General features: G+C 39.8%; 24 protein-coding genes and 1 riboswitch. Of the genes, 11 read left to right on the top strand and 13 right to left on the bottom strand.

Translation table 11 applies throughout. The features are described 5' to 3' along the window. Nucleotides 1–16: 16 nt before the first annotated feature. The 6 genes from BMW38_RS12830 to BMW38_RS12805 form a co-directional block, all read right to left on the bottom strand. Complete coding sequence (locus BMW38_RS12830; RefSeq protein ID WP_092708678.1) at nucleotides 17–946, bottom strand: DUF6929 family protein; 930 nt, start codon at nucleotides 944–946, stop codon at nucleotides 17–19. Between the two features lie 87 nt (nucleotides 947–1,033). Continuing rightward, nucleotides 1,034–2,089: an SPOR domain-containing protein gene (locus tag BMW38_RS12825; protein ID WP_092708675.1), complete on the bottom strand. Its 1,056-nt coding sequence runs from the start codon at nucleotides 2,087–2,089 to the stop codon at nucleotides 1,034–1,036. Next, nucleotides 2,080–3,366, bottom strand: a complete 1,287-nt coding sequence (gene folC, locus BMW38_RS12820) for a bifunctional tetrahydrofolate synthase/dihydrofolate synthase (RefSeq protein ID WP_092708672.1) — start codon at nucleotides 3,364–3,366, stop codon at nucleotides 2,080–2,082. Before folC ends, BMW38_RS12825 begins: the two co-directional genes overlap by 10 nt. Further along, nucleotides 3,363–4,259: an acetyl-CoA carboxylase, carboxyltransferase subunit beta gene (gene accD / locus BMW38_RS12815; RefSeq protein WP_092708669.1), complete on the bottom strand. Its 897-nt coding sequence runs from the start codon at nucleotides 4,257–4,259 to the stop codon at nucleotides 3,363–3,365. The genes folC and accD overlap by 4 nt, the downstream gene beginning before the upstream one ends. Beyond that, nucleotides 4,256–5,059: a tryptophan synthase subunit alpha gene (trpA, locus tag BMW38_RS12810; RefSeq protein WP_017392444.1), complete on the bottom strand. Its 804-nt coding sequence runs from the start codon at nucleotides 5,057–5,059 to the stop codon at nucleotides 4,256–4,258. The genes accD and trpA overlap by 4 nt, the downstream gene beginning before the upstream one ends. Nucleotides 5,060–5,305: 246 nt before the next feature. Next, on the bottom strand, nucleotides 5,306–6,355 hold the full coding sequence (locus tag BMW38_RS12805) for an AraC family transcriptional regulator (protein WP_004638919.1): 1,050 nt from the start codon (nucleotides 6,353–6,355) through the stop codon (nucleotides 5,306–5,308). Nucleotides 6,356–6,476: 121 nt separating this feature from the next. Here BMW38_RS12805 and BMW38_RS12800 point away from each other — a divergent pair, with 121 nt between their 5' ends. Then, nucleotides 6,477–7,352, top strand: a complete 876-nt coding sequence (locus BMW38_RS12800) for a metal-dependent hydrolase (protein ID WP_092708666.1) — start codon at nucleotides 6,477–6,479, stop codon at nucleotides 7,350–7,352. Nucleotides 7,353–7,360: 8 nt separating this feature from the next. Here the strand turns inward: BMW38_RS12800 and BMW38_RS12795 are convergent, their stop codons facing one another. From BMW38_RS12795 to BMW38_RS12780, 4 genes are read right to left on the bottom strand one after another with little or no spacing between them, the layout of a single operon-like run. Then, nucleotides 7,361–8,356 carry a DUF2804 domain-containing protein gene (locus tag BMW38_RS12795; protein ID WP_092708663.1) on the bottom strand — a complete coding sequence of 332 codons (996 nt, stop codon included), beginning with the start codon at nucleotides 8,354–8,356 and terminating at the stop codon, nucleotides 7,361–7,363. A 37-nt stretch (nucleotides 8,357–8,393) separates the two neighbouring features. Further along, complete coding sequence (locus tag BMW38_RS12790; RefSeq protein WP_092708660.1) at nucleotides 8,394–8,906, bottom strand: DUF1543 domain-containing protein; 513 nt, start codon at nucleotides 8,904–8,906, stop codon at nucleotides 8,394–8,396. Nucleotides 8,907–8,918: 12 nt separating this feature from the next. Next, nucleotides 8,919–10,148 carry a tryptophan synthase subunit beta gene (gene trpB / locus BMW38_RS12785; protein ID WP_003655197.1) on the bottom strand — a complete coding sequence of 410 codons (1,230 nt, stop codon included), beginning with the start codon at nucleotides 10,146–10,148 and terminating at the stop codon, nucleotides 8,919–8,921. After that, nucleotides 10,123–10,791 (bottom strand): phosphoribosylanthranilate isomerase, encoded by a 669-nt coding sequence (locus BMW38_RS12780; RefSeq protein ID WP_092708657.1) that lies wholly within the window; start codon nucleotides 10,789–10,791, stop codon nucleotides 10,123–10,125. The genes trpB and BMW38_RS12780 overlap by 26 nt, the downstream gene beginning before the upstream one ends. A gap of 126 nt (nucleotides 10,792–10,917) precedes the next feature. After that, nucleotides 10,918–11,125, top strand: a riboswitch (cobalamin riboswitch). Between the two features lie 35 nt (nucleotides 11,126–11,160). On the opposite strand from BMW38_RS12780, the gene BMW38_RS12775 reads away from it, so the two are divergent. The 3 genes from BMW38_RS12775 (at nucleotide 11,161) to BMW38_RS12765 (ending at nucleotide 14,486) form a co-directional block, all read left to right on the top strand. After that, complete coding sequence (locus tag BMW38_RS12775; RefSeq protein ID WP_170834068.1) at nucleotides 11,161–13,023, top strand: TonB-dependent receptor plug domain-containing protein; 1,863 nt, start codon at nucleotides 11,161–11,163, stop codon at nucleotides 13,021–13,023. 96 nt (nucleotides 13,024–13,119) lie between these two features. Beyond that, the gene (locus BMW38_RS12770) at nucleotides 13,120–13,698 is read left to right on the top strand and encodes a cob(I)yrinic acid a,c-diamide adenosyltransferase (RefSeq protein WP_092708651.1); all 579 of its coding nucleotides are present in this window, start codon (nucleotides 13,120–13,122) and stop codon (nucleotides 13,696–13,698) included. 74 nt (nucleotides 13,699–13,772) lie between these two features. Beyond that, the gene (locus tag BMW38_RS12765) at nucleotides 13,773–14,486 is read left to right on the top strand and encodes a glycerophosphodiester phosphodiesterase (protein ID WP_092708648.1); all 714 of its coding nucleotides are present in this window, start codon (nucleotides 13,773–13,775) and stop codon (nucleotides 14,484–14,486) included. Nucleotides 14,487–14,517: 31 nt separating this feature from the next. Here BMW38_RS12765 and BMW38_RS12760 read toward each other — a convergent pair whose 3' ends face one another. Next, nucleotides 14,518–15,051 (bottom strand): META domain-containing protein, encoded by a 534-nt coding sequence (locus BMW38_RS12760; protein WP_092708645.1) that lies wholly within the window; start codon nucleotides 15,049–15,051, stop codon nucleotides 14,518–14,520. Between the two features lie 208 nt (nucleotides 15,052–15,259). Between BMW38_RS12760 and BMW38_RS12755 the strand changes: the two genes are divergently transcribed. The 3 genes from BMW38_RS12755 (at nucleotide 15,260) to BMW38_RS12745 (ending at nucleotide 18,621) form a co-directional block, all read left to right on the top strand. Further along, on the top strand, nucleotides 15,260–16,432 hold the full coding sequence (locus BMW38_RS12755; protein ID WP_092708642.1) for an acyl-CoA desaturase: 1,173 nt from the start codon (nucleotides 15,260–15,262) through the stop codon (nucleotides 16,430–16,432). A gap of 99 nt (nucleotides 16,433–16,531) precedes the next feature. Then, nucleotides 16,532–17,974 (top strand): protein adenylyltransferase SelO, encoded by a 1,443-nt coding sequence (locus tag BMW38_RS12750; RefSeq protein WP_092708639.1) that lies wholly within the window; start codon nucleotides 16,532–16,534, stop codon nucleotides 17,972–17,974. Nucleotides 17,975–18,039: 65 nt separating this feature from the next. Beyond that, nucleotides 18,040–18,621, top strand: coding sequence for a L,D-transpeptidase family protein (locus tag BMW38_RS12745; protein ID WP_092708636.1), 582 nt, complete (start codon nucleotides 18,040–18,042; stop codon nucleotides 18,619–18,621). A gap of 70 nt (nucleotides 18,622–18,691) precedes the next feature. Here BMW38_RS12745 and BMW38_RS12740 read toward each other — a convergent pair whose 3' ends face one another. Both BMW38_RS12740 and baeS read right to left on the bottom strand, forming a co-directional pair. Next, nucleotides 18,692–19,378 carry a response regulator gene (locus tag BMW38_RS12740; protein ID WP_003655179.1) on the bottom strand — a complete coding sequence of 229 codons (687 nt, stop codon included), beginning with the start codon at nucleotides 19,376–19,378 and terminating at the stop codon, nucleotides 18,692–18,694. Nucleotides 19,379–19,399: 21 nt separating this feature from the next. Beyond that, the gene (gene baeS, locus BMW38_RS12735) at nucleotides 19,400–21,058 is read right to left on the bottom strand and encodes a sensor histidine kinase efflux regulator BaeS (protein WP_045435620.1); all 1,659 of its coding nucleotides are present in this window, start codon (nucleotides 21,056–21,058) and stop codon (nucleotides 19,400–19,402) included. Between the two features lie 132 nt (nucleotides 21,059–21,190). On the opposite strand from baeS, the gene BMW38_RS12730 reads away from it, so the two are divergent. The 4 genes from BMW38_RS12730 to BMW38_RS12715 all read left to right on the top strand — a co-directional run bounded on the left by BMW38_RS12730 (nucleotide 21,191) and on the right by BMW38_RS12715 (nucleotide 26,212). Beyond that, nucleotides 21,191–21,568 (top strand): hypothetical protein, encoded by a 378-nt coding sequence (locus BMW38_RS12730; RefSeq protein WP_092708633.1) that lies wholly within the window; start codon nucleotides 21,191–21,193, stop codon nucleotides 21,566–21,568. A gap of 289 nt (nucleotides 21,569–21,857) precedes the next feature. Then, on the top strand, nucleotides 21,858–23,660 hold the full coding sequence (locus BMW38_RS12725) for an acyl-CoA dehydrogenase C-terminal domain-containing protein (protein WP_003655174.1): 1,803 nt from the start codon (nucleotides 21,858–21,860) through the stop codon (nucleotides 23,658–23,660). Nucleotides 23,661–23,827: 167 nt separating this feature from the next. Then, entirely contained in the window at nucleotides 23,828–25,609 is a 1,782-nt protein-coding gene (locus BMW38_RS12720; RefSeq protein WP_092708630.1) for an acyl-CoA dehydrogenase C-terminal domain-containing protein, read from the top strand. Between the two features lie 120 nt (nucleotides 25,610–25,729). Continuing rightward, the gene (locus BMW38_RS12715) at nucleotides 25,730–26,212 is read left to right on the top strand and encodes a phosphate-starvation-inducible protein PsiE (protein WP_005036172.1); all 483 of its coding nucleotides are present in this window, start codon (nucleotides 25,730–25,732) and stop codon (nucleotides 26,210–26,212) included. The last annotated feature ends 27 nt before the right edge of the window (nucleotides 26,213–26,239 follow it).

The raw sequence follows: 26,239 nt of genomic DNA, 5'->3' as shown, positions 1-26,239 counted from the left end.
AAAATATGATTTAATTTTATGATTTTCCCAAAGCGGCGTTGCTAAGTAATACCTTCAAAATTTCAGAATCACCACCATCACTGTCTGTCACTAATAAAAATACTTCACCATCGGATCTCGACTCAAACCAAGTAATCCCTTCAACCTTAATTGGCAGCGTCTGTCCTTTCGCATCTTGAATCAAATGAGCCGCTAAAGCTTTACCCTCAGGCGAAAACACCAAAATAAAACTTCCCAAGACAGCACCGTCATCATAGGTATTGAGTGTTTGTTCGACCGTAGCTGTAGCAACAATCAAATTTTTATACGCTAAAAAACAAGCATCTGAAATTCCACTTGCTGAACCATCAAGCTCAGCTAAGCTCAGTTTGAGCGAATGTATAAGTGCATTTTCTAAGGATTTTCCTGCTTGAATTTTGATTAAATCAAAGACTAAAACCCCATGATGGAGATTTATGTTACCACGTTGAAAGATATAGAGATAACGATGGTCTGAACATATGGCTTCTATATTGAGATCAGCCCCGCCTGTTAATTCAACCTGATGCTGCAAAAAATCATAATCAACCGCATCCAAGAAAGCTCTGACCTGATCATTAGCAGGGTTATAGAGTAATGCTCGTTTTCGATTTTCTGTAGAACCCGAGCCCATCACCAAAAGCTGTGATTGTCCGTTCCAACTTATGGAGGTTAAAGCTTCAAAATCAGGCTTCTGTTCTTTGCTTAATGCACTTAGCTGTATTTGCTCTGAGGGATCAAATAACGGAATTTTTTCAAAGACCGTTGCATCGGCCATGTTCTGGGTTCGATTGATTCTTAATAAATAAGGGAGATTATCACCAACAAAATAAACATCATCCCCCACACAAGCAACCCCAGACAGCGCGCTAATCACTGAATCTTGTGCAAAAACAAATCGTTCTAATATTTTGATCGTTGTATTCATCTTCAAGATCCCCTATTGAATGGAACACTCCTCACAAGAATAAAGCTTTTGAAGTGTTCCTGATTTGATTTAGGGGATGATCAGCCGTTATCGCTGATCAAGCGGCACCCAGTCAATTACCCAAGCCGATTTCATATTTAAACTTGAATCAGAAGTAATTTTCTTACGGGCTGCATCTGCTGTATCACGGTCTTTCGCTGGTCCAACCATAATACGGATTCCCTTACTGGTTTGGCTCGTAGTTACCTTGTAGCCTTTAGCTCGTAATTTAGAAACAACTGAATCTGCATTTGCTTGGTTAGCAGCCAATGCAACTTGCACCATCCACTTTTTATCACCATTTTCAAGTAGTTCACGCGCTTTTTCAGCATCAGCTTTTTTATCAGCTTCAGCTTTGCGTTTAGCATCTGATGCTTTCTTATCTGCTTCTGCTTTGTGTTTCGCTTCAGCTGCTTTCTTGTCAGCTTCTGCCTGACGTTTTGCTTCAGTTGCTTTCTTATCTGCTTCTGCCTGACGTTTTGCTTCAGCTGCTTTCTTATCAGCTTCTGCTTGGCGTTTAGCATCTGATGCTTTCTTATCAGCTTCTGCTTGGCGTTTTGCTTCAGCTGCTTTCTTGTCAGCTTCTACTTGTCGCTTGGCATCAGCCGCTTTTTTATCTGCTTCTGCTTTTGCACTATCTACAGATTTTTTATTCACATCAGTTTGTGGACTTTTTACTTTACCATCGCTGCCGACAACTTCCGGTGGAATATTGTCTGAACTTTCTTGAGCAGCGGTACGACGTGCATTAATCGCAGCATATTCGGCAGCCGCTTTACGAGCAGCATCTGCTTCAGCTTGCTGCTGCATTGCTAAAAACTCAGCTGCACGTGCTTCCTGTTCTGCAACAGCCTTTTCACGCGAACGGCGTTGTTCTTCCAGCAACCGCTTTTCTGTTGCAACATCAACCGCTAGAGGTTGTAATTGTACCATTTGTCCTTCGGTTGCTTGCTTTGGCTTAGTTTGAGTTTTTGGTGATGTGGATGGTTGAACTTCAACCTGCTTTATTTCTTCATTTCCTTTTAGAAGTAATGCTGCCAATAAAACACCACCACCCAGTAAAACAACACCACCCATCCAGCGTTGTTTGTTATTCATTGACATTCTTCCAAATACTCCCAAATCGCTTCTAAAGTATGAAACGAACCACAGGCCAAAATCAGCTGATTGTTATTTGTTTGCTCAAGCGCTGATTTAAATGCCTCTTTGATATTGCCATATTGTTGTACTGTCTGACCTTGCAAGGCATCATTGAGTTGCTGAATCGATGCAGCACGCGGCACATTCAACTCAGCAATTTTCCAATGTAAAACAGTAGGTTTCAATAATTCGACTACTGATTTTATATCTTTATCTGCCAGCATTGAAAATACTGCGACAACTTCTGTGTACTGTTTATTGTATTCTAAGAAATTTCGCAATTGCTTTAACAAAAATTCAACACCATGTGGATTGTGTCCGGCATCAAAAATTACCGTTTTCCCTTCCACTTGACGCTGTTCAAAACGCCCTGCTAAGCGTGCAGCTTGAATACCTTTTTCTAAAGCAGACTGAGAAATTTCAAGTCCGCTATTTAAAATGGCTGCAACCGCCCCCGCAATATTTTCGATGGCTAAATGGCCTAAAGGAAGCTTTAAAGTGATTCCTTCTGAAGCAAAGTACCAGTTTTGCTCATCATCGGCGAGTTTATAAAAATAATCACGATTAACGGTATATAAAATTGCTTGTGTGCTTTCTACTTTATCTTGAATTGCTTGAGGTAGAAGTTGTTCGCCAGCAAAGACAACCGGAATTTGTGGACGAATAATACCTGCTTTTTCAAAAGCAATTTTTTCAATGGTATCGCCTAACCAATCGGTATGATCTAGGCCAATATTAGTAATAATCGCAACGTTGGGATCAATTACATTAACAACATCTAAACGCCCGCCCAAACCGACTTCGAGCACCCATACATCGCATTGTTGTTGTTTAAAAATGACAAAAGCAGCCAAAGTGGTTGCTTCAAAAAAAGATAAGCTTAAATCACAATCGCGACGAGCCTGATCGACTTGAACAAAAGCATCAATCAGACTTTGATCATCGACTTCAACTCCACCTAATTTGACTCGTTCATTAAAGCGATAGATATGGGGTGACTGATATAACCCAACTTTATAACCCTGCTCATTTAATATAGCAGCTAGTGTAGTTGTAGTTGAGCCTTTACCATTCGTTCCGGCTACTGTAAAAACTTTAGCAGTAGGCTGAGTTACGCCCAGCTTTTCTGCCACAGGAATTACACGTTCCAGACCAAGATCTATCCCTGTAACGTGAACATGGCTCCAATAATTGAGCCATGTATCTAAAGAGTCTATTGAAAGTGGAGCTTGTTGATTCAAGGTAAGTTCATCAATTTCGATACAAGTCGAGATACAGTATCACGTAAAGCATGACGATGAACAATCTGATCGATTACGCCATGATCAAGCAAATATTCAGCACGTTGGAATGGCTCTTCCAATGTTTCACGTACAGTTTGTTCAATTACACGTTTACCTGCAAAGCCAATCATCGCTTTTGGTTCAGCAATATGAATATCACCTAACATTGCTAAAGAAGCTGTTACACCGCCATACACCGGATGTGTTAACACCACAATATAAGGTAAACCTGCATCTTTTAATTTTTGGATCGCCGCTGAAGTACGTGCCATTTGCATAAGTGACAACATGCCTTCTTGCATACGTGCGCCACCAGAAGCTGCGAAACAGATCAATGGTTGACGTTTTGTAATAGCAAGTTCAGCAGCTTGAACAAAACGGTCACCCACTACAGTACCCATAGAGCCGCCCATAAAGTCGAACTCAAAAGCACATGCAATCATATCCACGCCATTTAAATTGCCTTGCATTGCAATTAAAGCTTCTGTTTCACCAGTTTTGCTTTGCGCTTCACGCATACGGTCTGGATATGGTTTAGTGTCGACAAACTTTAATGGATCTTTCGCGCTAAATTCTTGACCCAATTCAGTCACTACATTATCGAAGAACCAATTCAAACGATCACGAGCTTTCATTCGTAAGTGTTCATCACACTGCGGACAAACATACGCATTGAAAGAGATTGCTGTACGTGTCACTAGAGCATGACATTCAGGGCATTCAATCGTTGGCTCAGTAAATGTTGCTTTGAGAATTTGTTGCTCATTTGCGACTTCAATACCTGGAACCGGACGTTTTGTCCATGGTGTCGAAGGGCTAAGAACTTTCCCTGATTTCACTTCTTGATTCATACTAACTCATCGAGCGCTGCTCGAAGCTCCTTGACTTTATTCACCGTCTGTTCAACAGCGTCATCCGCTGCCAACGTTGCAAAATTTTTAACGAAAGCACTACCTACAATCACAGCATCAGCAACGCTACCCATTGCTTTTGCTGAAGCGGCATCACTAATACCAAAACCAACACCAACTGGAATATCAGTGGCATTTTTGATTTTCTGAATACGTGCAGCAGCTTCTGCCGTATCTAGTGTTGCTGCTCCTGTTACACCCTTGAGTGAAACATAGTAGATAAATCCACTTGCCTGATTTGCCACATGTTGAATGCGTTGGTCTGTAGAAGTTGGCGCGAGCAAGAAGATTTGATCCATGTCATGTTGCTTCAACACAGCACCAAACTCTTTTGACTCTTCTGGCGGTAAATCCACCAGCAATAAGCCATCTACACCACACTGTTTCGCATGAGAAATAAACTTCTCGTAACCGATCACTTCAACCGGATTCAAATAACCCATTAAAACAACAGGTGTATCCTGATCCTGTTCACGGAACTCCTTTACCATATTAAGAGCATCTAATGTGTTAGTCCCTGCTGCAAGCGCACGTTCAGCTGCAAGCGCAATTACCGGACCATCAGCCATTGGATCTGAAAATGGTAAACCAAGCTCAATGACATCTACTCCTGCCGCAACCATTTTATGCAGTAACGGAACTGTTACTTGCGGTTGTGGATCACCCGCCATAACATAAGATACAAGCGCTTTACGTTGTTGGGACTTAAGCTTTTCAAAACGGGTGGCAAGACGTGACATAGGGTTGTGCTTTCCTTGAATTATTTAAAATTGAGGAGTTGTTTGTAGAAATACAAGAACATCGCATTTTAACGCTATTTTTTGTCCATTGAACAGGTCTAACGTTATGGCGATATTCGATTGTATGATTCATACAACCCATGGCGTACATTTATCAATATTTTGAAACTTTTCTCAATGATCAAAGCTTCCTATTTTCGAGCCATTATTAGATCGTCATCTGAATAGAGAATTGCCAAAAAAAGATTATTTCACTGCATTTTTATTGGTTAACTGTAATTGTCTTTTCCTTGTTAGCAAGGTTTGTCCTGTCAAATTTTTATGGGCCCGTGCAAGTGCTGACTGGTCCGAATATCCCAACTGTTCAGCAATTAAAGTGAGGCTTGCATTTTGGTTGAGTAATATCTCACAACGTCTCATGCGCTCTGCATCTAAAATTAATTTAAATGAAGTGTTTAATGACTGTAGCTGGCGCTGTAAGCTTCGTACTGAAATATTCAACTCGATGGCAATATCTTCTATTTTAGGCGCCTGCTGTCTTTGCTTAAAATATTCATGCACGATCCAATGTATTTGCTGAGCTAAATCTGTTTGTATTTTACGCTGAGCTAACGCCTCTTCTGCCTGTTTCACCAAAAGTTGCATTAAGGTCGGGTCTGCATGTTGAGGGCGAATACTTAGTCCTTCACTTGCAAAAGTTAATGCATAGTAAGGTTTTCCAAATGATAATTTGCATTGAAAGAAACGCTGATAGTGCACTAACGGGCCACGTGCGCTGTGCACAAACTCAACTTGTTGTAAGAGAAAATCATGCAGTGGGGCTATTTGTTTAGCAAGTTGTACCATAGCTGCCAAGGTCAATTCACAAAGTATGATATTACTGTCATCAACCAACGGCCAATACAAACGAATTTTAGAAGCATCTTGCTCGATTTGCATAGGCACGACTTGCTCGCCGTCAATCACCAGACGGTGAAACTTCATGATATATTCAAGAACCTCTGCAAAGCTACCACTTCGGGATGCCATATATCCCAATACACCAAAATTGGCAGGTGTAATACAAGTTGCCATTTCCAAAGCTAAATTGGAAACTTGTAGTCGAGATTCGGTCAGCTCTAAAAGCTCAAGAAAAAAAGTTAAAGGTGATTGAGCATCGATAGATGCAGATAAAATGTTTTGAACTTGGCGAACTTGAACATCTGTTAGATTTAATGCCTGCCAGTCCATCCCCTTTTCTTTTAAGTAAGTATTCCAAAGGTAAAAATAACCATTTGAAATCGTAAATTCCTGCATGGCGCATCCTTTTTTTATTGCCATCTTGTCGTAAACTGTATAAAAATTGGCAATAACTGTCAAAACAAAGCCGACCAGTCGCGACATACTAGTGAACAAGTTAGATGCGAGAAATAAAAATATGAACGCACATGTTTCTTATCAAGTCGATCCAGTGGTTCGTAAAGATCTAGATTTTCATTTAAACGAAGCACCTCGCTTTTGGTTTAATAATGATCCTTTTTTGACTCGTATGTTCGATGCACTCAGCTTAACCTTTCCAGATGGAGAGCGTTATTTTATTGAATGTGTTCGTATGTTCCGTGACAAAATTGATGATCCAGAACTACAAAGACGAGTTGTGGACTTTATTAAACAAGAAGCTCAACACGGTATTGCTCATGACAAAATGAATCAGATCATGAAAGAGCAAGGCATGCCCGTTGACCAGTTCACAACCACGCTGAAAAGGATTTTCCATTTTGAACTGACAAAACGCTCACCTCAATACAACATTGCCATGACTGCTGCTGCCGAACATTTAACAGCCTTAATGGCAGAGACGTTTTATAGCAACAAAAAAACATTGGAAAATGCGCATCCGTATGTTCGAGCACTGTTTGCGTGGCATGCCATTGAAGAGATGGAGCATCGTGATGTTGCATTTGACGTAATGAAGCAGGTAGGTGAAGTGCCTGAGTCAACACGTCGCTTTGTATTAGTGGCTACAACAGTATTAATGTTTGGTTTTACGCTTTATCGCACCAATGTCATGTTGAAATGTGATGGTTTTAGTTCTAAAGAAAGACTCTTGATGAGCCTTAAGGGTTTACCTTGGTTTTTCGGTAAAAATGGCACATTAACAGCCATGAAAAGCCAATATCTGGACTGGTTTAAAAAAGACTTTCACCCAAGTCAGCATCCGGTAATTCGTCAATATCCTGTTTGGATTGAAACACTCGAAAAGACAAATGACCCTATTGCAGCTGGCGAAGCATTCTGGCAAGCAGGTTTATAACCTGCTTGTTACCATTTTGCGTAATGTTGTTCTAATAAACCATATTGCTCATTGCAATTGATTATATCGGTTGCCTCATGCTCAATCGTGCCACTAATTTTAGCTTGCCACTGATTGAACTGGCTTCCAATCATTCGTAAGTTAATATTTTCGTATCTACACCAACCTATATGGATTCGTAGATTAAGCTTTTGATCTAGAGAACTAATTTGCCAAAGTTCATCATTTACTTTTTCAAATAAAACGTCAGTAAGTGGAAATAAAACTCCGTTAATCCATAAGCAGTTTTCATTACCAAAACTTTCATTAACGCCAGAAGCTAAATTTAGGCCAATACGTCTGCCTTGCTCATCCCAGAAATTACATGAAAGCCAAAACCAAGCTGTTTCAGGTCGCAAAAACCCACAGGTATCATCTAAAGATGCAAAAGTCTTTTCATCAAATTGTACAACTTGGTTTTGTTTATTAATAAACATCCCTTCTACACCCAGCGTGGTCTGCTTTTGAGTATAGGTCCAACCATTAATTCCTGTCGGTGTACATAAACTTAATATATCGGTGCCAGCACAAAAAATCCGAGCACTGAGTTGAATCTCACCATATTTAGTGACTCGAATGTACCGCACACCATTCGCATGCTGAATATCAAATTGATAAGGCGATTTAGAAAAATAGCTTTGATTAAACAACGGCTGTTCATCAAGATAGGTTTTATGCCCTAAAGGCTGAATCGCATTCCATTCAATTACCTGCTGGGTTTCATGATCATAAATATAGAAAAAACCGTGTCCTACCCAGCCAATATCCGCAATGGCCAGACCAATACTATAATGTTTATGTTGAATGCCACAGAATTTAAATTTCTTATACTTTAATTGCTTACGCCAGCCTTTTAAGACCTTACCATAAGGGGTTTTATAAATATAATGTTGTACGTGAATGGTTGACGGTACAGATTCAAAACGCCCATAACGAGGCTGTCCATTTTCTTGAATTAAATCCATTTACTCACTTCCATATGAATATTAGATTTCAAATGACCTATACCACGGTCAAATACGTATTTTCCCAAATTGTTGCAGCAAAATCGCCTTTTATTAAATGAATATAGCGCCCTGCTACACAATCTATCGCTAAGCAGTCATCAATATCAATGACTCGATCTGTATGCGCTTTTTGCCACTGTTGATCTATAAATTGTTTACCCAATTGTTTTGCAATAACAGCATTGGGTGCAACAACAAACTCATACCGATGGAGCTCACCGAACTCATGAGCATTATATCCGCCCAGATTAATTAAATATAACTTTAAGTCATCTGGTTTTGGTGCTGCATCAGTAAAATGGATTTGATAATTTTGCTCTTGGGATTTTACTCCTGAAAGCTTAGCCCAAGCATCAATATGTAATCCTTGAGCCTCACCAAACCAAGCCTGTTTAAGTTGAGGATAAACTTCTTCCAAAGTATCTCCTACAGTCATGACAACATCATGAACTTCTGTATTTGCGCGTGCATGACGCCCACCCAACATTACCATAAACAGACTTGGCATTTTTATTCCCGCTTACATCTCAACCATTTCTACGCCATCAATGCGTGCAACAGTCATTAAATCTTTATCGCCACGGCCTGAAACAGTCGCAATAATAATCTGATCTTTAGACATGGTCGGTGCAAGCTTAGAGACATACGCCATGGCATGTGAGCTTTCAAGAGCAGGAATAATCCCTTCAATTTTGGTTAAATCACGGAAACCTTGCAAAGCTTCTGTATCATTAATCGGCACGTATTCTACGCGCTTCATATCTTTTAAGAAGCTATGTTCAGGACCAACACCCGGATAATCTAACCCAGCAGAGATACTGTGTGTCTCGATAATCTGACCTTGTTCATCACTCATCAAGTAAGTACGATTACCGTGTAACACACCAACATGGCCTGCATTTAACGGCGCAGAGTGTTTACCAGTTTCAATACCAAAACCAGCAGCTTCAACACCGTACATTTTCACATTGGCATCGTTTAAGAATGGGTAAAACAAGCCCATTGCATTTGAACCACCGCCCACACAAGCAACCAATGCATCTGGTAAGCGACCAGCTTGTTCCAAAATCTGTTTACGTGCTTCACGACCAATAATTGACTGAAAATCACGTACAAGTTGGGGATATGGATGGGGACCTGCCACCGTACCAATCACATAGTAAGTACTATCAACATTGGTTACCCAGTCACGCATCGCTTCGTTCATGGCATCTTTAAGTGTTTTTGAACCACTTTGCACAGGCACAACTGTTGCACCCAACAAACGCATACGATAAACGTTCATCGCTTGACGCTTAACGTCTTCAGCACCCATATAAACAACACATTCAAGGCCCAAACGCGCTGCAATCGTTGCTGTTGCCACACCGTGCTGCCCTGCACCAGTTTCGGCAATAATACGTTTTTTACCAGAAAGCTTTGCCAATAGCGCCTGACCAATCGTGTTGTTTACCTTATGTGAGCCTGTATGGTTCAAGTCTTCACGTTTAAGGTAAATTTGTGCACCACCTAACTCTTTTGACCATCGCTCAGCATAATAAAGTGGACTAGGACGACCTACATAGTAGGCAAGATCGCGGTCGAATTCTGCCAGAAACTGTTCATCATTTTTCATGCGGGAATATAGATTTTCTAAATCTTCTAATGCCGCCATTAGAGTTTCTGACACAAAACGTCCGCCATGGATACCGAAATGCCCTGCAGCATCTGGGTACTGTGTATAGTCAATCACATTGTTTTGCTGATCCACGTTGGACTCCTTGCATAAATCGTTCAATGAGTTGTTGGTCTTTTATACCTTTTGCGGACTCTACGCCTCCGCTCACATCTACTGCAAAAGCACCGGTAGTATGAATAGCGTCAATGACATTATCAGGGGTTAAACCACCTGCCAAGATTAATGGAATATCAAGTTTTGGAAATTTAGACCAGTCAAACTGATGTCCTGTGCCCCCTTTAAGCTCAGGATGCCACGCATCGAGCAAGACAGCACTGGCTCCAGCCGCCTGATATTTTTGAATTTCAGCAATAACATCCAGATCAGGCTTAACCTGAATCGCTTTATACCAGCGACGCTTACAATGGCGAGCTATCTCCTGACATTGTTCTGGAGTTTCGTCGCCATGTAGTTGTAATACATCTAGGGGAACACAATCAAGTACTGACTGAATCTCAGTAGCACTTGCATTCACAAACAAACCAACAAGTTGTACATAAGGAGGAATAAATTTAACTAGTTCTTGTGCCTGCTCGAGTGTGACATGTCTTGGACTTGGTGGAAAAAATACAAAACCAATTGCATCAGCTCCAGCCGCAACTACTGACTGAACATCTTGAGGGCGAGTAATTCCACAGATTTTCGCTCGTGTACGTTTTTGGTTTGATGGGCTCATGATCTGCCTAAACTACAACCATTTCTTAAAATAAGCGCCATTGTAATGCAATTTTTGTCCCTTGCGTAAAAGTTCTCTGGGAATTGCTCCAAATGACATTGTATGAAATAAATCGCCACTTTATACTGCGTAAAATTGGAAGCAAGTGTAAGCAATTCATGCTTTAGGGAAGCTGGTGAAAGTCCGGCACTGCCCCCGCAACGGTAACAATGTAAAGCATATTTTTTAAGTCGTTCTCGACTTACACCACTGCAATGATGTGGGAAGGTGAATATGTCCATAAATTAAATATGGCGCTGAAGTCCGGAGACCTACTTGTTTCATCTATCTACCCGATCATTCACGTGGGGTGAATGTATGGAGCATGTTATGTCTAAGACTTTTCAACCTACTCGTCTGGTAGGGGCTATCGCTATTGCGATGGGGTTTTCACCTGTTATTTTTGCTGAAGATACAACCAACGCAACTCAGCTTGATCCAATTGTAGTGACTGCTTCAAAAAGTGCTGAAAAAGCGAGTGAAGTTCCAGCGCGTATTTCTATTGTTGAACCTAAAGTTGTAGAACAGTCGCCAATTGCTGAATTACCACACTTATTAATGAATGATGCAGCTATTAATATGGTTCAAAGTGGTGGTTTAGGGCAAACATCTTCAATTTTTATTCGTGGTACTAATTCTGAACATGCTTTGATTTTACGTGATGGCGCTCGTCTGAACACTGCCTCAACTGGTGCAGCAAATCTTGCATTTATTGATACCACTGATATTAAACAAATTGAAGTATTGAAAGGACCAGCATCTGTTCTTTATGGTACTGATGCGATTGGTGGTGTTGTACAAATTATTTCAAAGACTCCAGAAAAAACTTCTGCATTTGTAACTGGAGAAATTGGCGAAAATAAAACTTATAAATCCATTGTAGGTGCCGACCTTGCTGAAAACGGTTTTTATGCGCAAGTTCGCGGTCAACGTTTAGAGTCTGACGGTTCACGCATCACTGATCTAAAAGGTAATGACATTAAAAAAGCCTCTTATGATCAAAAAGGCTTTAGTACTAAAGTTGGGGTAGAAAAAGAAGATTTCGGGGCATCTGTTGACTACACACAAAATGAAGGAACAAGCCAATACGATACTTTTCGTTATGATGGTTCATTAACTTCTCAAGATTTCAAAAATGAATTACTTAATATTCGTGGTCGTGTAAATCTCAATTCTGATATTTCTCTAAATGCAAGATTATCTCAATTTAAAGATGAACTTGATCAAAATGGTTCAAGTGATTTTGTACATAGTACAACAAAAGAGGCTGAGCTTTATGGCAAATGGCAATTCACCTCATCTCAAAATGTATTGGCAGGCGTAACTCATCAGAATATTGATGGGGACGTACTCTCTTATGGCTCACCTTACGATGAAGACGTTAATAGCACAGGCTATTTTGTACAGCACCAATATCAAAATAATGGTTTAAACACTCAAATTGGTGTTCGTGTAGAAGATAACCAAAAATATGGTACACATACAGTTGCACAAGGTGCTATCCGTTATCAAGTTTTACCACTGACGAGTATTTATGCCAACATTGGTTCAGCTTTCAAAGCACCAACCCTTAATGACATGTATGGCTCTGGGGGTAATCCAAACCTGAAGCCAGAAGAAAGTATTTCTTATGAAGTCGGTATAGATCAGAAGTTAAACTATAACATTTCAACTGGACTTTCAGCGTATTACACCAAAATCGACAACTTAATTGAATCACGCTGTATAGCTGTGTGTAATGGCGATTGGATAAATACATTCCCTATTTATCAAAACATCAACATTGATAAGGCATCTATGCGCGGTGGCGAAGTCTATGCAAACTGGAACAGAGATGACTTATTTATTAAATCATCTTATAACTACGTTAAAGCCATCAATGATGAAACTGATCAAGATTTATCACGACGTCCTCGTCAAAGCTTTACTTTAAGTACGGGTTTACAAAACGAACATTATGGACTGAGTGTTTCACTTTCTGCGAAATCTAAAGCAAAAGACTATAATCAAGATACTCCGGGATATACCACTGTTGACTTCAATGGTTACTGGAATGCTACACCAAACGTTAAACTCTTTACCAATATCCAGAATATGGGTGATGTGAAATATAAAACTGCTTCCTATGACAAAGGTATCTATTACGTAAATGGCGGCCGTCTCGCATCAGCAGGCGTAACTTTCCGTTATTAACATCTCACTTTAATTATAAAAATATTTTCTTAACTCCAGTTTCGGGGTAATGTTCTGACCGACATTATCCCCTTTTTTATGTTCAGGATATCCATCATGGGACACCGTTTAAGCAAAATCTATACACGCACAGGCGACTCAGGTACAACAGGTTTAGGCGATGGCTCTCGTGTTGCCAAAGATGATTTAAGGGTTGCAGCGCTTGGTGATGTCGATGAACTAAATGCCATTATTGGCGTTCTTCGAGCTCAAATCACTGCAAGTCAAGTAATAGACAAAGCAAATTGGGATAAGAGTTTGAGCTTAGTTCAACACTGGCTTTTTGACTTAGGCGGCGAGGTTTGTATTCCAAACTACAATTTACTTCAGCCTGTTTGTATTGAATTTCTTGAAAAAGAAATTGACCGTATGAATGAAGACTTACCCATGCTTAAAGAGTTTATTCTACCGTCTGGCTCTTTAACTTGCAGTTATGCCCATCAGGCACGTGCTGTCTGCCGCCGTGCAGAACGATCACTGCTGTCAGTACAAACACGCGACCAGAATATTCAAACCACGGCACTCCAACTTTTAAACCGTCTGTCTGACTGGTTGTTTGTCGCATCTCGCGCTTTACAACGTGCTGAAGGTGGACAAGAAGTGCTTTGGCAAAAAAATATTAATGAGATTATTTAAAAGTAGATTAGATTAAACATGGTCTCTGCTCTTTTGAAGAGACCATCATTAAAAATAGTTGATAGAAGAAAATTATGCGCATTATTGGTCATCGTGGTGCACGCAAAGAAGCTCCTGAAAACACACTAGGTGGTTTTCAGCACTTAAAAAATCTAGGTATTCGTGGTGTCGAATTTGATATTCGTCAGCTTCAAGATCAAGAATTAGTTGTTATCCATGATGACAACTTTTTACGTACCGCAGGAATAGATCAAATTGTTGAGCAATCTAATTTGTCTCAAGCATTATCATTTGATCATCGTCAAAATTGGCCCAATTGGCCAAACTCTGAACCAACACCTACACTTACAGGCGTTTTACACTTACTTGATAACTTTGATCATATTGAAGTTGAAGTGAAAGCTGTAAGAGGCATGGATTTAGCAGAAAAACTCGTTCAAAAGCTTGAGACTGAATTGCAGGGTTTTGAGAAAGTCGTAACAATCACAAGTTTTGACCTTCAGATCCTAACAGCTTTACGTGAGATGAATTCTCAATTTAAACGAGGCTTATTGGTTGAGCTTCCAGTGGGTGCAATCGCAATTGAACTCGCTCATCAATATGGTTGCTGTCATATTGGCTGGCATGATCAACTCGCAACAGATGAAATGATTCAACTTTCACAACAAGCTGACCTAAATATTAGTGTTTGGACAGTAAATGACATTGAACGAGCTAAATCTTTACGGGATTTAGATGTACAAGGGCTAATTACAGATATTCCAACTGCGATGTTACAAGCGCTTTAGATATAAAAAAGGTGGTAAAAACCACCTTTTATTATTTCTTTTGTGCCTGAATTAATCGCTGACCGCTTTGGTCAAGCAAATAGAGTGTATTGCCTACTAACTGAAATTTTTGAATACGCTGTAAAGAATCAATCAACTCTGCCTCTTGAGCCAACGCACCATCACAACTTGAATGTCCTGCATTGACCTGCATATCAAGTTTCTGTTGACTGAAATCAAAAGTATATCGACCAAAAACGCCATTACAGCCCGTATGGCCTGATACTGTTTTGACAGCAGAATTTAAAGAAAGAACTGGCCATTGGTTAAAAAACTTAGCCTTGTGACCATTAATTTGGTTAATCTGCCAATCAATATCTTGAATACCATCAGGACTCACTCTCTTTTTTACAACTGGCGATTGAACATGATGAACTGTTTTTTTTGTTTGAACTTTTTTTGTATTTTGATCGGGTGCACTTTGACATGCCGCTAATACAAGACTGATTGTGACCAAGACACACTTCAATGATAATTTTCTTGCAATATCAATGCTGTTCTTTTTTTTCAATCGTTGTACGTTCATTAAACAACTTCTCCTACTTGAAAAACTCTGTGACATGGTTTAAATCTGTTACCGTTCTTTCAATACATCTGTACAATAATGTTAGTGATTCTCACTAAGCACGTGCTAATATGAAGGATAGAATAGCAATATATCTTGATGATTGGTTTTGCTATGTCGTTTTGTCTTTGTACCTTGTCTGACAAGGTTTCTAGGAGCGCTGCCGGATATGACTTCCGCCCCACTCAAAGCCCCAATTAACTGGACCGCTAGCATTACCTTAATTGGTTTACCAATTCTTGCTGCAATCATAATCCCGATTTATGCGTATTATTATGATTTTAGTGTAAGCGCATGGGTAAGCTTAATTTTTCTTTTAGCTCTAAGTAGTATGGGGATTACTGCTGGTTATCACCGCCTGTGGGCTCACCGAGCTTATGAAGCGTCGTTACCACTTAAAATTCTTTTAATGATTGGTGGTACATTTGCCGTGCAAAATAGTATTTTGTTCTGGGCATCTGGTCACCGTACACACCATCGACATGTTGATCATGTTGATGAAGATCCATATTCAATTAAGCGTGGTTTTTGGTATGCCCATATGGGTTGGATGATCCGCGATCATTCACCATCTGAGCCAGATTTTAAAAACGCACCAGACTTATTGAACGATAAACTGGTCATGTTCCAGCATAAATACTATGGTTTACTCGTAGTTGCAGTTCATGTTGGAATTTTAGGCTTAATTGGTTGGGCAACTGGCGATTTGTGGGGTGTAGTCCTCATAGGTGGTCTATTGCGTTTAATCATTAGCCATCAAGTGACTTTCTTTATTAACTCGCTTTGCCACATGTGGGGTAAACGTCCTTATACAGACGAAAACACTGCACGTGATAATTTCTGGTTAGCCATTGCTACCTGGGGCGAGGGTTACCATAACTATCATCACATCTTCCAATACGATTATCGTAATGGTGTGAAATGGTGGCAATATGATCCAACAAAATGGTTGATCTGGTCATGTTCTAAACTTGGTTTAGCTAAAAATTTACGTCGTATTCCAAGCTTTAATATTAAAAAAGCAGAATTAGCGATGAAATTTAAATACGCTGAACAAGACCTTGCTATTTATGGTCACAATGTAAATGCTGATATGACTCAGATGAAACAACGTATTGCTCAGGAATACGAAGCTTTTACCCATACATTAAATGACTGGGCAAAGCTAAAAGAGCAAGAACTACAAGCGAAAAAAGCAGCAATGGCTGAAAAGATTCATAGAATGGATCACAAGCTTAAAGTTGATTTTCAATTGCTTGAACACCGTTTAAGTCATCATCGTGAGTGTTTAGAAACGTTAATGCGTAACATTAAAAAGAACACTAATGTAGTATCAGACTAAAATAAATTCTGCTCTAAAATAGCTCTTTCGGGAGCTATTTTTATGCCCGCTTTTTAACTATGGTATAGTGAAATCTGCTTTCTCTATTTTGCCAAGCCCATGCAATTTAATCCGCTTTACCCTTCACTTCCGTCTAAATTATTCCATGTTCAGCAACCATCACCTTTACGTGGTGCAAAAGCAGGTCATTTCAATACTGCTTTGGCTGATGAGCTGCAATGGTCAGAAGACGAAAAGAATGCATGGGTTGAAATCTGTAGCGGACAGCGTACTTTCTCTGAATTTCCTTCTCTTGCTATGGTCTATGCTGGTCACCAATTCGGACAATGGGCGGGACAACTCGGTGATGGTCGTGGCTTACTGATTGCGCAAATACTTAATACAAAGGGTCAAACCATAGATCTACATCTAAAAGGTGCAGGCCCAACCCCCTATTCAAGAATGGGAGACGGACGCGCAGTATTGCGTTCTGTGGTTCGTGAATATTTAGCTGGGCATGCTCTAAATGCTTTAGGAGTCGCTTCTAGCCACGCAGTAGGTTTTACAACCTCCACTCAAGGGGTACAGCGCGAAAAACTAGAGTTAGGCGCGATGTTACTAAGAACATCTGAATGCCATATCCGTTTAGGGCATTTTGAATGGATTAATCAATATGCTCCAGAGTTACTGCCAGAATTCACTCAAAAATGTATTGAGTGGCATTATCCTGAATGTCTAGAAACTGAGAACCCTATTTTATCCTTTGCCAAAAAGGTGGTTGAGCGTACTGCAATCATGATTGCTAAATGGCAGTTGGTTGGATTTGCTCATGGTGTGATGAATACAGACAATCTCAACATTACTGGTTCTACACTCGATTTTGGTCCATATGGCTTCATGGAACGCTTCCGTCCGAACTGGATCAATAACCACTCGGATTATCAAGGCCGTTATACTTACCAAAATCAACCAAGTATAGGTCATTGGAATTTATGGACGTGGTTAAATAACTTAGTCCCTCTCGCTGAGCCTGAACAAAAGGATCAGTTCAAAGAGGAATTAGCAGCCTGCTTAGAACAATTTGAACCAACCTTCATGGAACATTACACAACTGGTTTATGTCAAAAAATGGGACTTCCCCATTTTCATAAAGACAGTCTTGATTGTAGTTTTACTTTTTTAAAAATCTTACAAACTGAACAACTCGACTACACTCAGAGCTTTATCCGACTTCAAAATAAAGAATATAAAACTCTACGAGATGATTGCCTTGATATTCGACAGTTTGATGAGTTTCTTAGCCAATATCAAAGCATTCGTGAACATCAAGATACAGATGAGCTTGATGCGAATATGCAAAAAGCTAATCCATTTTATATCTTACGGAATCACATGGCTCAACGTGCTATTGAGGCAGCTGAGCGAGATGATTTTAGCGAAGTAGATCGTTTATTTAAGCTGCTTGATCAGCCATATACAAGACAACCAGAGCTCGAACAACCACAAGATTTAGGTCCGTTACCAAGTGACGTACCAGACGTAGCAGTCAGCTGTTCTTCTTAATACTTTAAAGACTAAAACTCTCTTAAGTCGCTTAAGAGAGTTTCTTAAACATCAAAGAATAATATATGAAAATTAGACCTATCATTATTTGTACACTTCTCATGATTCCATTAGGAATCGCTTTTTATAATTATGAAAAATATTTACCGACTTTTACATCATCCCATAAAGCTCTTTCAACCGAAGAAATCTTAGAAATAATTAAGACCAAGCCCATCACCTCAATTGAAGTATTTAAAAATCAACGCGTACTTCTACTCAAAAATAATAATGAGGTGATTCGTCGTTATCCTATTCGTCTAGGCTTTAACCCTGAAGGGCATAAACACTTTGAAAATGATGGAAAAACACCTGAAGGGGTTTATTCTATAGATTGGCGAAACTCACAAAGTGCCTATTATAAATCCTTGCATATTTCCTATCCCGATACTAAAGATATTGCTTATGCCAAGCAACATAATCAACCAACGGGTGGAGATATCATGATTCATGGATCAGTCCCAAAATCCTTTTTATCTATACCTTTTAGCTCGACTTATATGCCCCATAAAGATTGGACTTTAGGATGCATCGCAGTTAGAAATGCAGATATAGACGAGATTTGGCAATTCGTGCCAAATCATACAAAGATTATAATTTATCCATAAAATATTTAAAATTATCCACATTTTCTGTGGATAACATTGTGGTTATCCACAGAATAACTTTTGTGAGTGCTTATTCTTCTGGATATTCGAAGCGGTAACCTACACCGTAAACTGCTTGAATCCACTCATGGCGGTTACCAGTTTCAGCCGCTTCACTAATTTTTCGGCGCAAGTTTTTGATATGACTGTCAATCACACGATCGGCAACGTCAAAACTATCTGGATTAATATGATCCAATAATTGTGCTCGTGAATAAACTTGTCCAACATGCTCTAAAAATAGCTCAAGTAAACGAAATTCGGTTGGCGTTAAGCTCAACGATTTTTGTTGATACCAAATTCTTTGCTGTGCTTTATCAATTCGGAAAGAATCATTCTGTTCGGGCTCTGCCTTACGTTCTAAACGACGTAAAACGGCCTGTACGCGAGCAACCAACTCTTTTGGGCTAAACGGTTTACATACATAATCATCAGCGCCCATATTCAGACCCAAGACGCGGTCAATTTCTTCGGTACGAGCAGTCACCATAATAATCGGTAAATCTGACTGTTCACGTACCTTACGGCAAATGGTCAAACCATCCATTCGTGGAACCATTAAGTCCAGAACCATTAAATTGGGTTTACGTTGCTGGAAACTCGCATAGGCATCTTGACCATCATGAAACATACTTACTTCAAAACCGGCAGCTTCAAGATAATCACGCACCAAATGCGCTAATTCGACTTCATCTTCAACCAACATCACATGTTTCATGAGATATTTTTCCTTTTATATTTAACTCTGCTTTTTAAAAGTGAGTACACAACGTAAACCACCTAATGGTGAATGTTCAAAACTGAGTGTACCACCGAGCGCCTGCGCAATTTTACAAGACAAAGCCAAGCCTAGCCCTGTTCCACCTGTACTACGCGTACGCGAATCATCTACGCGATAGAATCGTTCACCTAAACGGGATAATTGCTCATCATTTAAACCAAATGGGCTGTCATCAACATACAAAGTCCACTCCTGTGGAGTTTGAGCTGTATGAATATGAATTTTGCCACCTGTTTCTGTGTAACGAATACTATTACTAATTAAATTAACAATAATCTGTTTAAACCGATCACGGTCTAATAATAGCGGAGAACTTGTTCCTTCAACTTGAATTTCCAGACCAGCCTGCTCAAGTTTCGGTTTAAAGTTTTCAACTTCTTGTAATACCACTTCCCACGGATTGACAGAACTCAAATAACACTTGAGTTGTTGTGCATCTGCCTGCGCCAAGTCTGCAAGGTCTTGTGTTAATTTTTTCAGGCTTGAAACCTGACGCATCATCGCATCAAGATGTTCAGGGGTTGCCTTTCGAATACCGTCTTGCATCGCTTCAATTTGTGCTTGCAATACAGCCAATGGCGTTTTTAATTCATGGGAAGTATCCGCTACCCATTGACGACGTGATTCTTCATGCCGATGTAAAATCTCTGCCAAATGATTCAATTGGGTGGATAAATCACCTAATTCGTCATTTCGTTTAATAACAACTTGATGCTGATAATTTCCTTTCGTTAACTCATTTGTCGCATTTAATAAACGCTGAATCGGTTTCTTAAAATAAGTCGCCATCAATAGCGCCGCAACTAAACTTGAGAGCAAGGTTAAAGCATAAATTAAGAGTAAATAACGTTTTTGATTACTAAAGAAATTAATACTTAAAGCATCTTCTTTATCCAAAACGGGTTTTAAGCCTAAATATCCCACGACTTGATTGTTTAAGATAATCGGGCGAAATGACATCTGATCTGAAGAAGGCGGTTCACCAACGACAAACTGGTGATTTGCATCATATAAAGACAAACGAGAACTTAAACCCAAACGGTCAGGCAACGCAATAAAACGCTTCTTACCATTTTGAGTTTCAATATCTTTTAAGCTCCCCTTCTTTGACTTATTTTTATCATCACTTGGGCGAAACTGGTTTGCACTTAAAGGGAAACGTAGCCCTTCAAACGGTTGATATTGAGAAGGTAAATTTTGCTCAAGCGTTTTTAACTCTTCATCGCTAAAAATAGTATTTTTATTTGTCGGCGCAACTTGAGGTGAAATATTGATGAGGGCATGTTCATCGAAAGAGTGCTGTTGTATGGCAATATCATATTGGCGACGGAGCCACCACTGCGAGAGGCGATCATAATCATCAGGAGCCGCAGTCCCTTCAATTTGTAAAATTTGTGCCTGAATCGCATTTCCCCAATCATGGTACACCGTATAGACATTGCCAAGATTGGTAATGAGACGGTCGAGCTTTTGCATTTCAACGTCGGCCACATATTTGGCAAAGTTCTTTTGCATTGTCCAGTGCAAAACACTCAAGCTTGCAGTCGCAATAAGCAATGTGGTGAGCAAGACTGTCAAAAACAACCGTAATGCAATGGGAACACGTAGAACGTTCAAAAGCACTCTCTCATTTTTACCCTATATTTGGCATTGTAACCAACAACGAAAAGAAAAACTCTCCATTGTTTCTACATCTTTATTATCTAATCTTTAAGCCAATGGTAAACACAACATTAAAAGGCTTTAAATATGAAAATGACGGCAAAAATTGCATTATTCAGTGCGGCAATTGTAACAATGGGAAGTTTAGCGGCTTGTCAATCGACGACTCAACCACAAAAACCAGAACATCACATGATGCAAGATGGCCCACGTGAGGGTCACCATCGTATGAAGCACCGTGAATTCACACCAGAACAAAAAGCAGCATGGGAACAGCACCGTGCCGAACGTCAAGCTCGCTTTGAACAAATCCAAAAAGCATGTGATGGTAAAGCAAATGGACAAGCAGTGAATGTGCAAGTTGGCGATAAAACAATTGAAGGTACTTGTAACCTTCGTTTTGAACCAAAACGCCCTCAACCACCAGTTAACGCCCTTGCTCCTGCACCAACTCAAGCAAAATAACTCTAAAAATCATGAAACAAAAGGCGCCTATAGGCGCCTTTTGTTTATACATAACTATTTACGATTTTGACTATTTGTATCATATAAACATAACCAAAAGTGTTTACACTCAAAGCACTTAGCTAGTTTAGGCATTTTTTTCTTGACTTTGCAGTCACAAAGTAAAGGTCCTGAGGTGCTTGTACAGTTATGCAAGTTGTTGCACGATGTAATAGTCCAAGGTGCCTCATGGCACATTATCATAGATTAAGATTATAACTCTGGTTTCACCAGTATTGAGGAACCCGATATGCCACAATACAAAGCGCCCTTACGTGATATGCAATTCGTTTTGCATGAATTATTAAATGCTGAAGAACACTATGCAAAATTACCTGATTTCCAAGGTAACGTAAGCCGTGAATTGGTTGATCAATATTTAGAAGCTGCGGCAGACTTTTGTGAAAATGAACTTTCTCCTTTAAACCAAGTTGGCGACCGCGAAGGTTGTACTTGGAATGATGGCGTAGTTACCACTCCAACAGGCTTTAAAGAAGCTTATCAAAAATATATTGAACTTGGCTTTCCGTCTCTATCAGCAGAAGAGCAATACGGTGGTCAGGCTTTACCTAACTCTTTAGGTATCGCAATTTCTGAAATGGTTGGTACAGCAAACTGGTCTTGGGGTATGTACCCAGGCTTGTCTCACGGAGCTGTACGTACATTAGAACATCATGGTTCTGATGAACAGAAAGATACTTATTTACCAAACCTTGTTTCAGGTGTTTGGACGGGTACGATGTGCTTAACTGAATCTCATGCAGGTTCGGACTTAGGTATTATCCGCTCTAAAGCAGAACCAAATGCTGATGGTAGCTATGCAATCTCTGGCGAGAAAATCTTTATCTCTGCTGGTGAACACGACATGGCAGAGAACATCATCCATATCGTTCTTGCACGTTTACCGGGTGCACCGAAAGGTACTAAAGGTATCTCATTATTCATCGTCCCTAAATTCCATGTAAATGCAGATGGAACTATTGGCGAGCGTAATGCGGTACGTTGTGGTTCTATCGAACACAAAATGGGTATTCATGGTAACGCGACTTGTGTCATTAACTTTGACCAAGCTAAAGGTTACTTGATTGGACCTGAAAACCGTGGTTTGAACTGTATGTTCACCTTCATGAACACAGCACGTATTGGTACTGCTGTTCAAGGTTTAGCAGCATCTGAATCATCTTTCCAAGGTGCGTTAACTTACGCGAAAGAACGTTTAGCAATGCGTTCACTTTCTGGTCCGAAAGCTCCAGAAAAAGATGCAGATCCGATTATCGTTCACCCTGCTGTACGTAATATGCTTTTAACTCAAAAAGCGTTTGCTGAAGGCGGCCGTGCACTTGTTTACTTACTTGCTCAATACGCTGACATCGTTGAAAAAGGTGAAACAGAAGAAGAGCGTAAGTTTGCTGACAACATCTTGTCTTTATTGACGCCAATTGCAAAAGCATTCTTAACTGAAACCGGTTCTGAGTCTGCTAAGCACGGTGTTCAAGTCTTCGGTGGTCATGGTTTCATTTCTGAGCATGGCATGGAACAAATCGTACGTGATACACGTATTGCTTGCTTATATGAAGGTACAACTGAAATTCAAGCACTTGATTTGTTAGGTCGTAAAGTATTGCAAACTCAAGGTGCAATGCTGAAAGACTTTACCAAAATGGTTCACAAATTTGTTGAAGCAAACAAAGACAACGCTGCCATGAAAGAATTTGTTGAGCCGCTTGCAGCGCTTAACAAAGAATGGGGCGATCTCACCATGCAAATTGGTATGCGCGCAATGCAAAACCCAGATGAAGTAGGCGCTGCTGCTGTAGACTACCTCTACTTCTCAGGTTATATCACTTTAGCGTACCTATGGGCTCGTATGGCGCTTGTTGCACAAGAGAAATTAGCAGAAGGTACTAGCGAAGTTGACTTCTACAATGCAAAAGTAACCACTGCTCGATTCTACTTCAAAAAAATCTTGCCACGTGTTCGCTCACATGTAGATGTTATTGCTGGTGGCTTAGATCCATTAATGTCATTAGATGCTGAACATTTCGCTTTCTAACCATAGTTAGTTGCGATATGCAATGTTAAAAAACAAAAAAGGACTGCTCAGTTTTGACGGTCCTTTTTTTATAAAATCAATGATAAATTTACACTTTAAATTCCATATCCATTTCGTTTTACAGGATATCTAGCACAGGCCAATGTGCACAAAAAAGGTGAACGATTATGCCAATTTACAATGCTCCTTTAGCTGATATGAAATTCATCTTAAATGATGTATTCAAAGCAGAACAATTTTGGCAGTCTAATGAGAAACTCGCTCATGTAGATGCTGCAACTGCTGAAGCAATTTTAGAAGAAATGGCTAAATTTGCTCAGAATGTGACTCATCCATTAAACCGTACCGGTGATGAAGAAGGCGCTCGCTATGAAAACGGTGAAGTGTTCACACCAGCAGGTTTTAAAGATGCATTCCGTCAATATGCAGAAGGCGGTTGGATTGGCTTAGGGGCCGACGAAGAATGGGGTGGTCAAGGCATGCCAAAAATGCTCACCGTTCTTTCTGATGAAATGTTATTTGCAACTAACCCATCATTTATGCTCTACCCGCTTCTTTCTGTGGGTGCAGGCATGGCTTTAAACAGCTATGCATCTCAAGAACAAAAAGAAACTTACTTACCTAAGATTTACTCAGGCGAATGGTCAGGCACGATGTGTTTGACAGAACCGCATGCAGGTACTGACTTAGGTATTATTAAAACTAAAGCTGAACCTAATGAAGATGGTACTTATAACATTACAGGTACTAAAATCTTCATCACTGGTGGTGACAACGATTTAGCAGAAAACATCATTCACTTGGTACTTGCTAAAACTCCAGATGCACCTGCTGGTTCACGTGGTATTTCTTTGTTCATCGTACCTAAGTACTTTGTTAATGAAGATGGTTCATTAGGTGAACGCAACCTAGTTGGTCCAGGTTCTATCGAACATAAAATGGGGATTAAAGCATCTGCAACTTGTGTGATGAACTTTGATGGAGCAAAAGGTTACCTCGTTGGTAAAGAAAACGAAGGTCTTGCTGCCATGTTTGTCATGATGAACTACGAACGTTTATCTATGGGTATTCAAGGTTTAGGTGCATCTGAGTTTGCATATCAAAATGCAGCACAATATGCGACTGACCGCTTACAAGGCCGTAGTGCATTAGGTGTTCAATCACCAAACAAACCAGCAGATAGCATTTTGGTACATGGTGACGTGCGTCGTATGTTGTTAAACGTACGCGCAAACAATGAAGCATCACGTGCATTTGCAGTCTATGTAGGTCAACAGCTCGATATCACTAAATTCTCAACTGATGCCGAAGCTGTGAAAAAAGCCAATAATCGCGTTGCGCTTTTAACGCCGATTGCTAAAGCTTACCTGACCGATACAGCATTCCAAGCAACTTTAGATGCTCAAATGGTATTCGGTGGGCATGGCTATATCCGTGAATGGGGTATGGAACAGTGCATTCGTGACCTTCGTATTGCTCAAATTTACGAAGGAACGAACGGCGTTCAATCTCAAGATTTAATTGGTCGTAAAACCATTAAATGTGGCGGTGCGTTCATTGCTGAATACATCACTGAAATCCGTGACTTTGCAAATGACTTAGACACAGATTTGAACTTTATTAAAGATGCAACTTTAGATGCTGCAACTGAAATCGAAGCAATCACTCAGTTTATTATTGAACAAGCTGCTGAAAATGTAGACTTCCCGAACTCTGCTGCTGTTGATTACTTACATGCAGTTGGTTTACTCAGTTTCGCTTATATGTTTGCGAAAATTGCTGCTGCTGCCAAAGATAAATCTGGTGATTTCTATCAAAACAAACTTGCTTTAGCTCAATACTTTGTTGAACGTATCTTGCCAGATATTGATGCGCGTATTGCTAAAATCAAAGCAGGTTCTGACTTAATTATGGGCTTTAGTGAAGATTACTTTACGAACCAAGCTTAATTAAGTTCTTTATAAAAAACGCCTGAAAAATCAGGCGTTTTTTATTTTGTATCTACTATTTCAATTGGCATGAAATTTGTTTAATTTCTAAACATTAAGAAGCAAACAAAAGATTTTACTATGCCTGATCCCAAAAAGTATGAGCGTATTCTGGACCGATTTGGTCATTATGCCGTTGAAGCCTTCCACTATTTAGCCTTGTTTATTATTGGCTGTATGGTGGCTTGGTCCGCAGCCAATACTGTTTTTGAAATTTTGACAGTCAAAAAGTATGCTTCAATTGATGATATTTTATTATTATTTATATACTTAGAGCTTGGAGCAATGGTTGGGATTTACTTTAAAACCAATCATATGCCTGTACGCTTTCTTATTTATGTTGCGATTACGGCATTAACCCGTCTACTTATTTCAGATATCCAACATGACCATAAAGCGGATATGGACCAAGTCATTATTACAGGCTCAATTCTTATTTTAGCCCTTTCTATCTTAGTCGTTCGTTTTGCATCTTGGAATTATCCTTCAGTGATGAAAGAAAAGCATGCAAAAACACCCACAACTTTAAAGCCTCCTCAGCCTCAAGATGATGAATTAGCTTAGAAAAATGGCCTCAACATTGAGGCCATT

This window comes from Acinetobacter sp. yr461, from assembly GCF_900110445.1.
Classification (GTDB): Bacteria; Pseudomonadota; Gammaproteobacteria; order Pseudomonadales; family Moraxellaceae; genus Acinetobacter; species Acinetobacter calcoaceticus.
Note: the sequence above shows the minus strand (reverse complement) of the source record. Positions and strands in the feature narration are given on the sequence as shown.

What these genes read in the sequence shown, in the direction of transcription:
- BMW38_RS12720 (WP_092708630.1), top strand. Translation starts at nt 23,828, where the DNA reads ATGCCAATTTACAATGCTCCTTTAGCTGATATGAAATTCATCTTAAAT.
- BMW38_RS12765 (WP_092708648.1), top strand. Translation starts at nt 13,773, where the DNA reads ATGCGCATTATTGGTCATCGTGGTGCACGCAAAGAAGCTCCTGAAAAC.
- BMW38_RS12770 (WP_092708651.1), top strand. Translation starts at nt 13,120, where the DNA reads ATGGGACACCGTTTAAGCAAAATCTATACACGCACAGGCGACTCAGGT.
- BMW38_RS12745 (WP_092708636.1), top strand. Translation starts at nt 18,040, where the DNA reads ATGAAAATTAGACCTATCATTATTTGTACACTTCTCATGATTCCATTA.
- BMW38_RS12730 (WP_092708633.1), top strand. Translation starts at nt 21,191, where the DNA reads ATGAAAATGACGGCAAAAATTGCATTATTCAGTGCGGCAATTGTAACA.
- accD (WP_092708669.1), bottom strand. Translation starts at nt 4,259, where the DNA reads ATGAATCAAGAAGTGAAATCAGGGAAAGTTCTTAGCCCTTCGACACCA.
- BMW38_RS12725 (WP_003655174.1), top strand. Translation starts at nt 21,858, where the DNA reads ATGCCACAATACAAAGCGCCCTTACGTGATATGCAATTCGTTTTGCAT.
- BMW38_RS12740 (WP_003655179.1), bottom strand. Translation starts at nt 19,378, where the DNA reads ATGAAACATGTGATGTTGGTTGAAGATGAAGTCGAATTAGCGCATTTG.
- BMW38_RS12825 (WP_092708675.1), bottom strand. Translation starts at nt 2,089, where the DNA reads ATGTCAATGAATAACAAACAACGCTGGATGGGTGGTGTTGTTTTACTG.
- BMW38_RS12780 (WP_092708657.1), bottom strand. Translation starts at nt 10,791, where the DNA reads ATGAGCCCATCAAACCAAAAACGTACACGAGCGAAAATCTGTGGAATT.
- trpA (WP_017392444.1), bottom strand. Translation starts at nt 5,059, where the DNA reads ATGTCACGTCTTGCCACCCGTTTTGAAAAGCTTAAGTCCCAACAACGT.
- BMW38_RS12805 (WP_004638919.1), bottom strand. Translation starts at nt 6,355, where the DNA reads ATGCAGGAATTTACGATTTCAAATGGTTATTTTTACCTTTGGAATACT.
- BMW38_RS12755 (WP_092708642.1), top strand. Translation starts at nt 15,260, where the DNA reads ATGACTTCCGCCCCACTCAAAGCCCCAATTAACTGGACCGCTAGCATT.
- BMW38_RS12750 (WP_092708639.1), top strand. Translation starts at nt 16,532, where the DNA reads ATGCAATTTAATCCGCTTTACCCTTCACTTCCGTCTAAATTATTCCAT.
- BMW38_RS12800 (WP_092708666.1), top strand. Translation starts at nt 6,477, where the DNA reads ATGAACGCACATGTTTCTTATCAAGTCGATCCAGTGGTTCGTAAAGAT.
- BMW38_RS12760 (WP_092708645.1), bottom strand. Translation starts at nt 15,051, where the DNA reads ATGAACGTACAACGATTGAAAAAAAAGAACAGCATTGATATTGCAAGA.
- BMW38_RS12790 (WP_092708660.1), bottom strand. Translation starts at nt 8,906, where the DNA reads ATGCCAAGTCTGTTTATGGTAATGTTGGGTGGGCGTCATGCACGCGCA.
- BMW38_RS12715 (WP_005036172.1), top strand. Translation starts at nt 25,730, where the DNA reads ATGCCTGATCCCAAAAAGTATGAGCGTATTCTGGACCGATTTGGTCAT.
- BMW38_RS12795 (WP_092708663.1), bottom strand. Translation starts at nt 8,356, where the DNA reads ATGGATTTAATTCAAGAAAATGGACAGCCTCGTTATGGGCGTTTTGAA.
- BMW38_RS12775 (WP_170834068.1), top strand. Translation starts at nt 11,161, where the DNA reads ATGTCTAAGACTTTTCAACCTACTCGTCTGGTAGGGGCTATCGCTATT.
- BMW38_RS12830 (WP_092708678.1), bottom strand. Translation starts at nt 946, where the DNA reads ATGAATACAACGATCAAAATATTAGAACGATTTGTTTTTGCACAAGAT.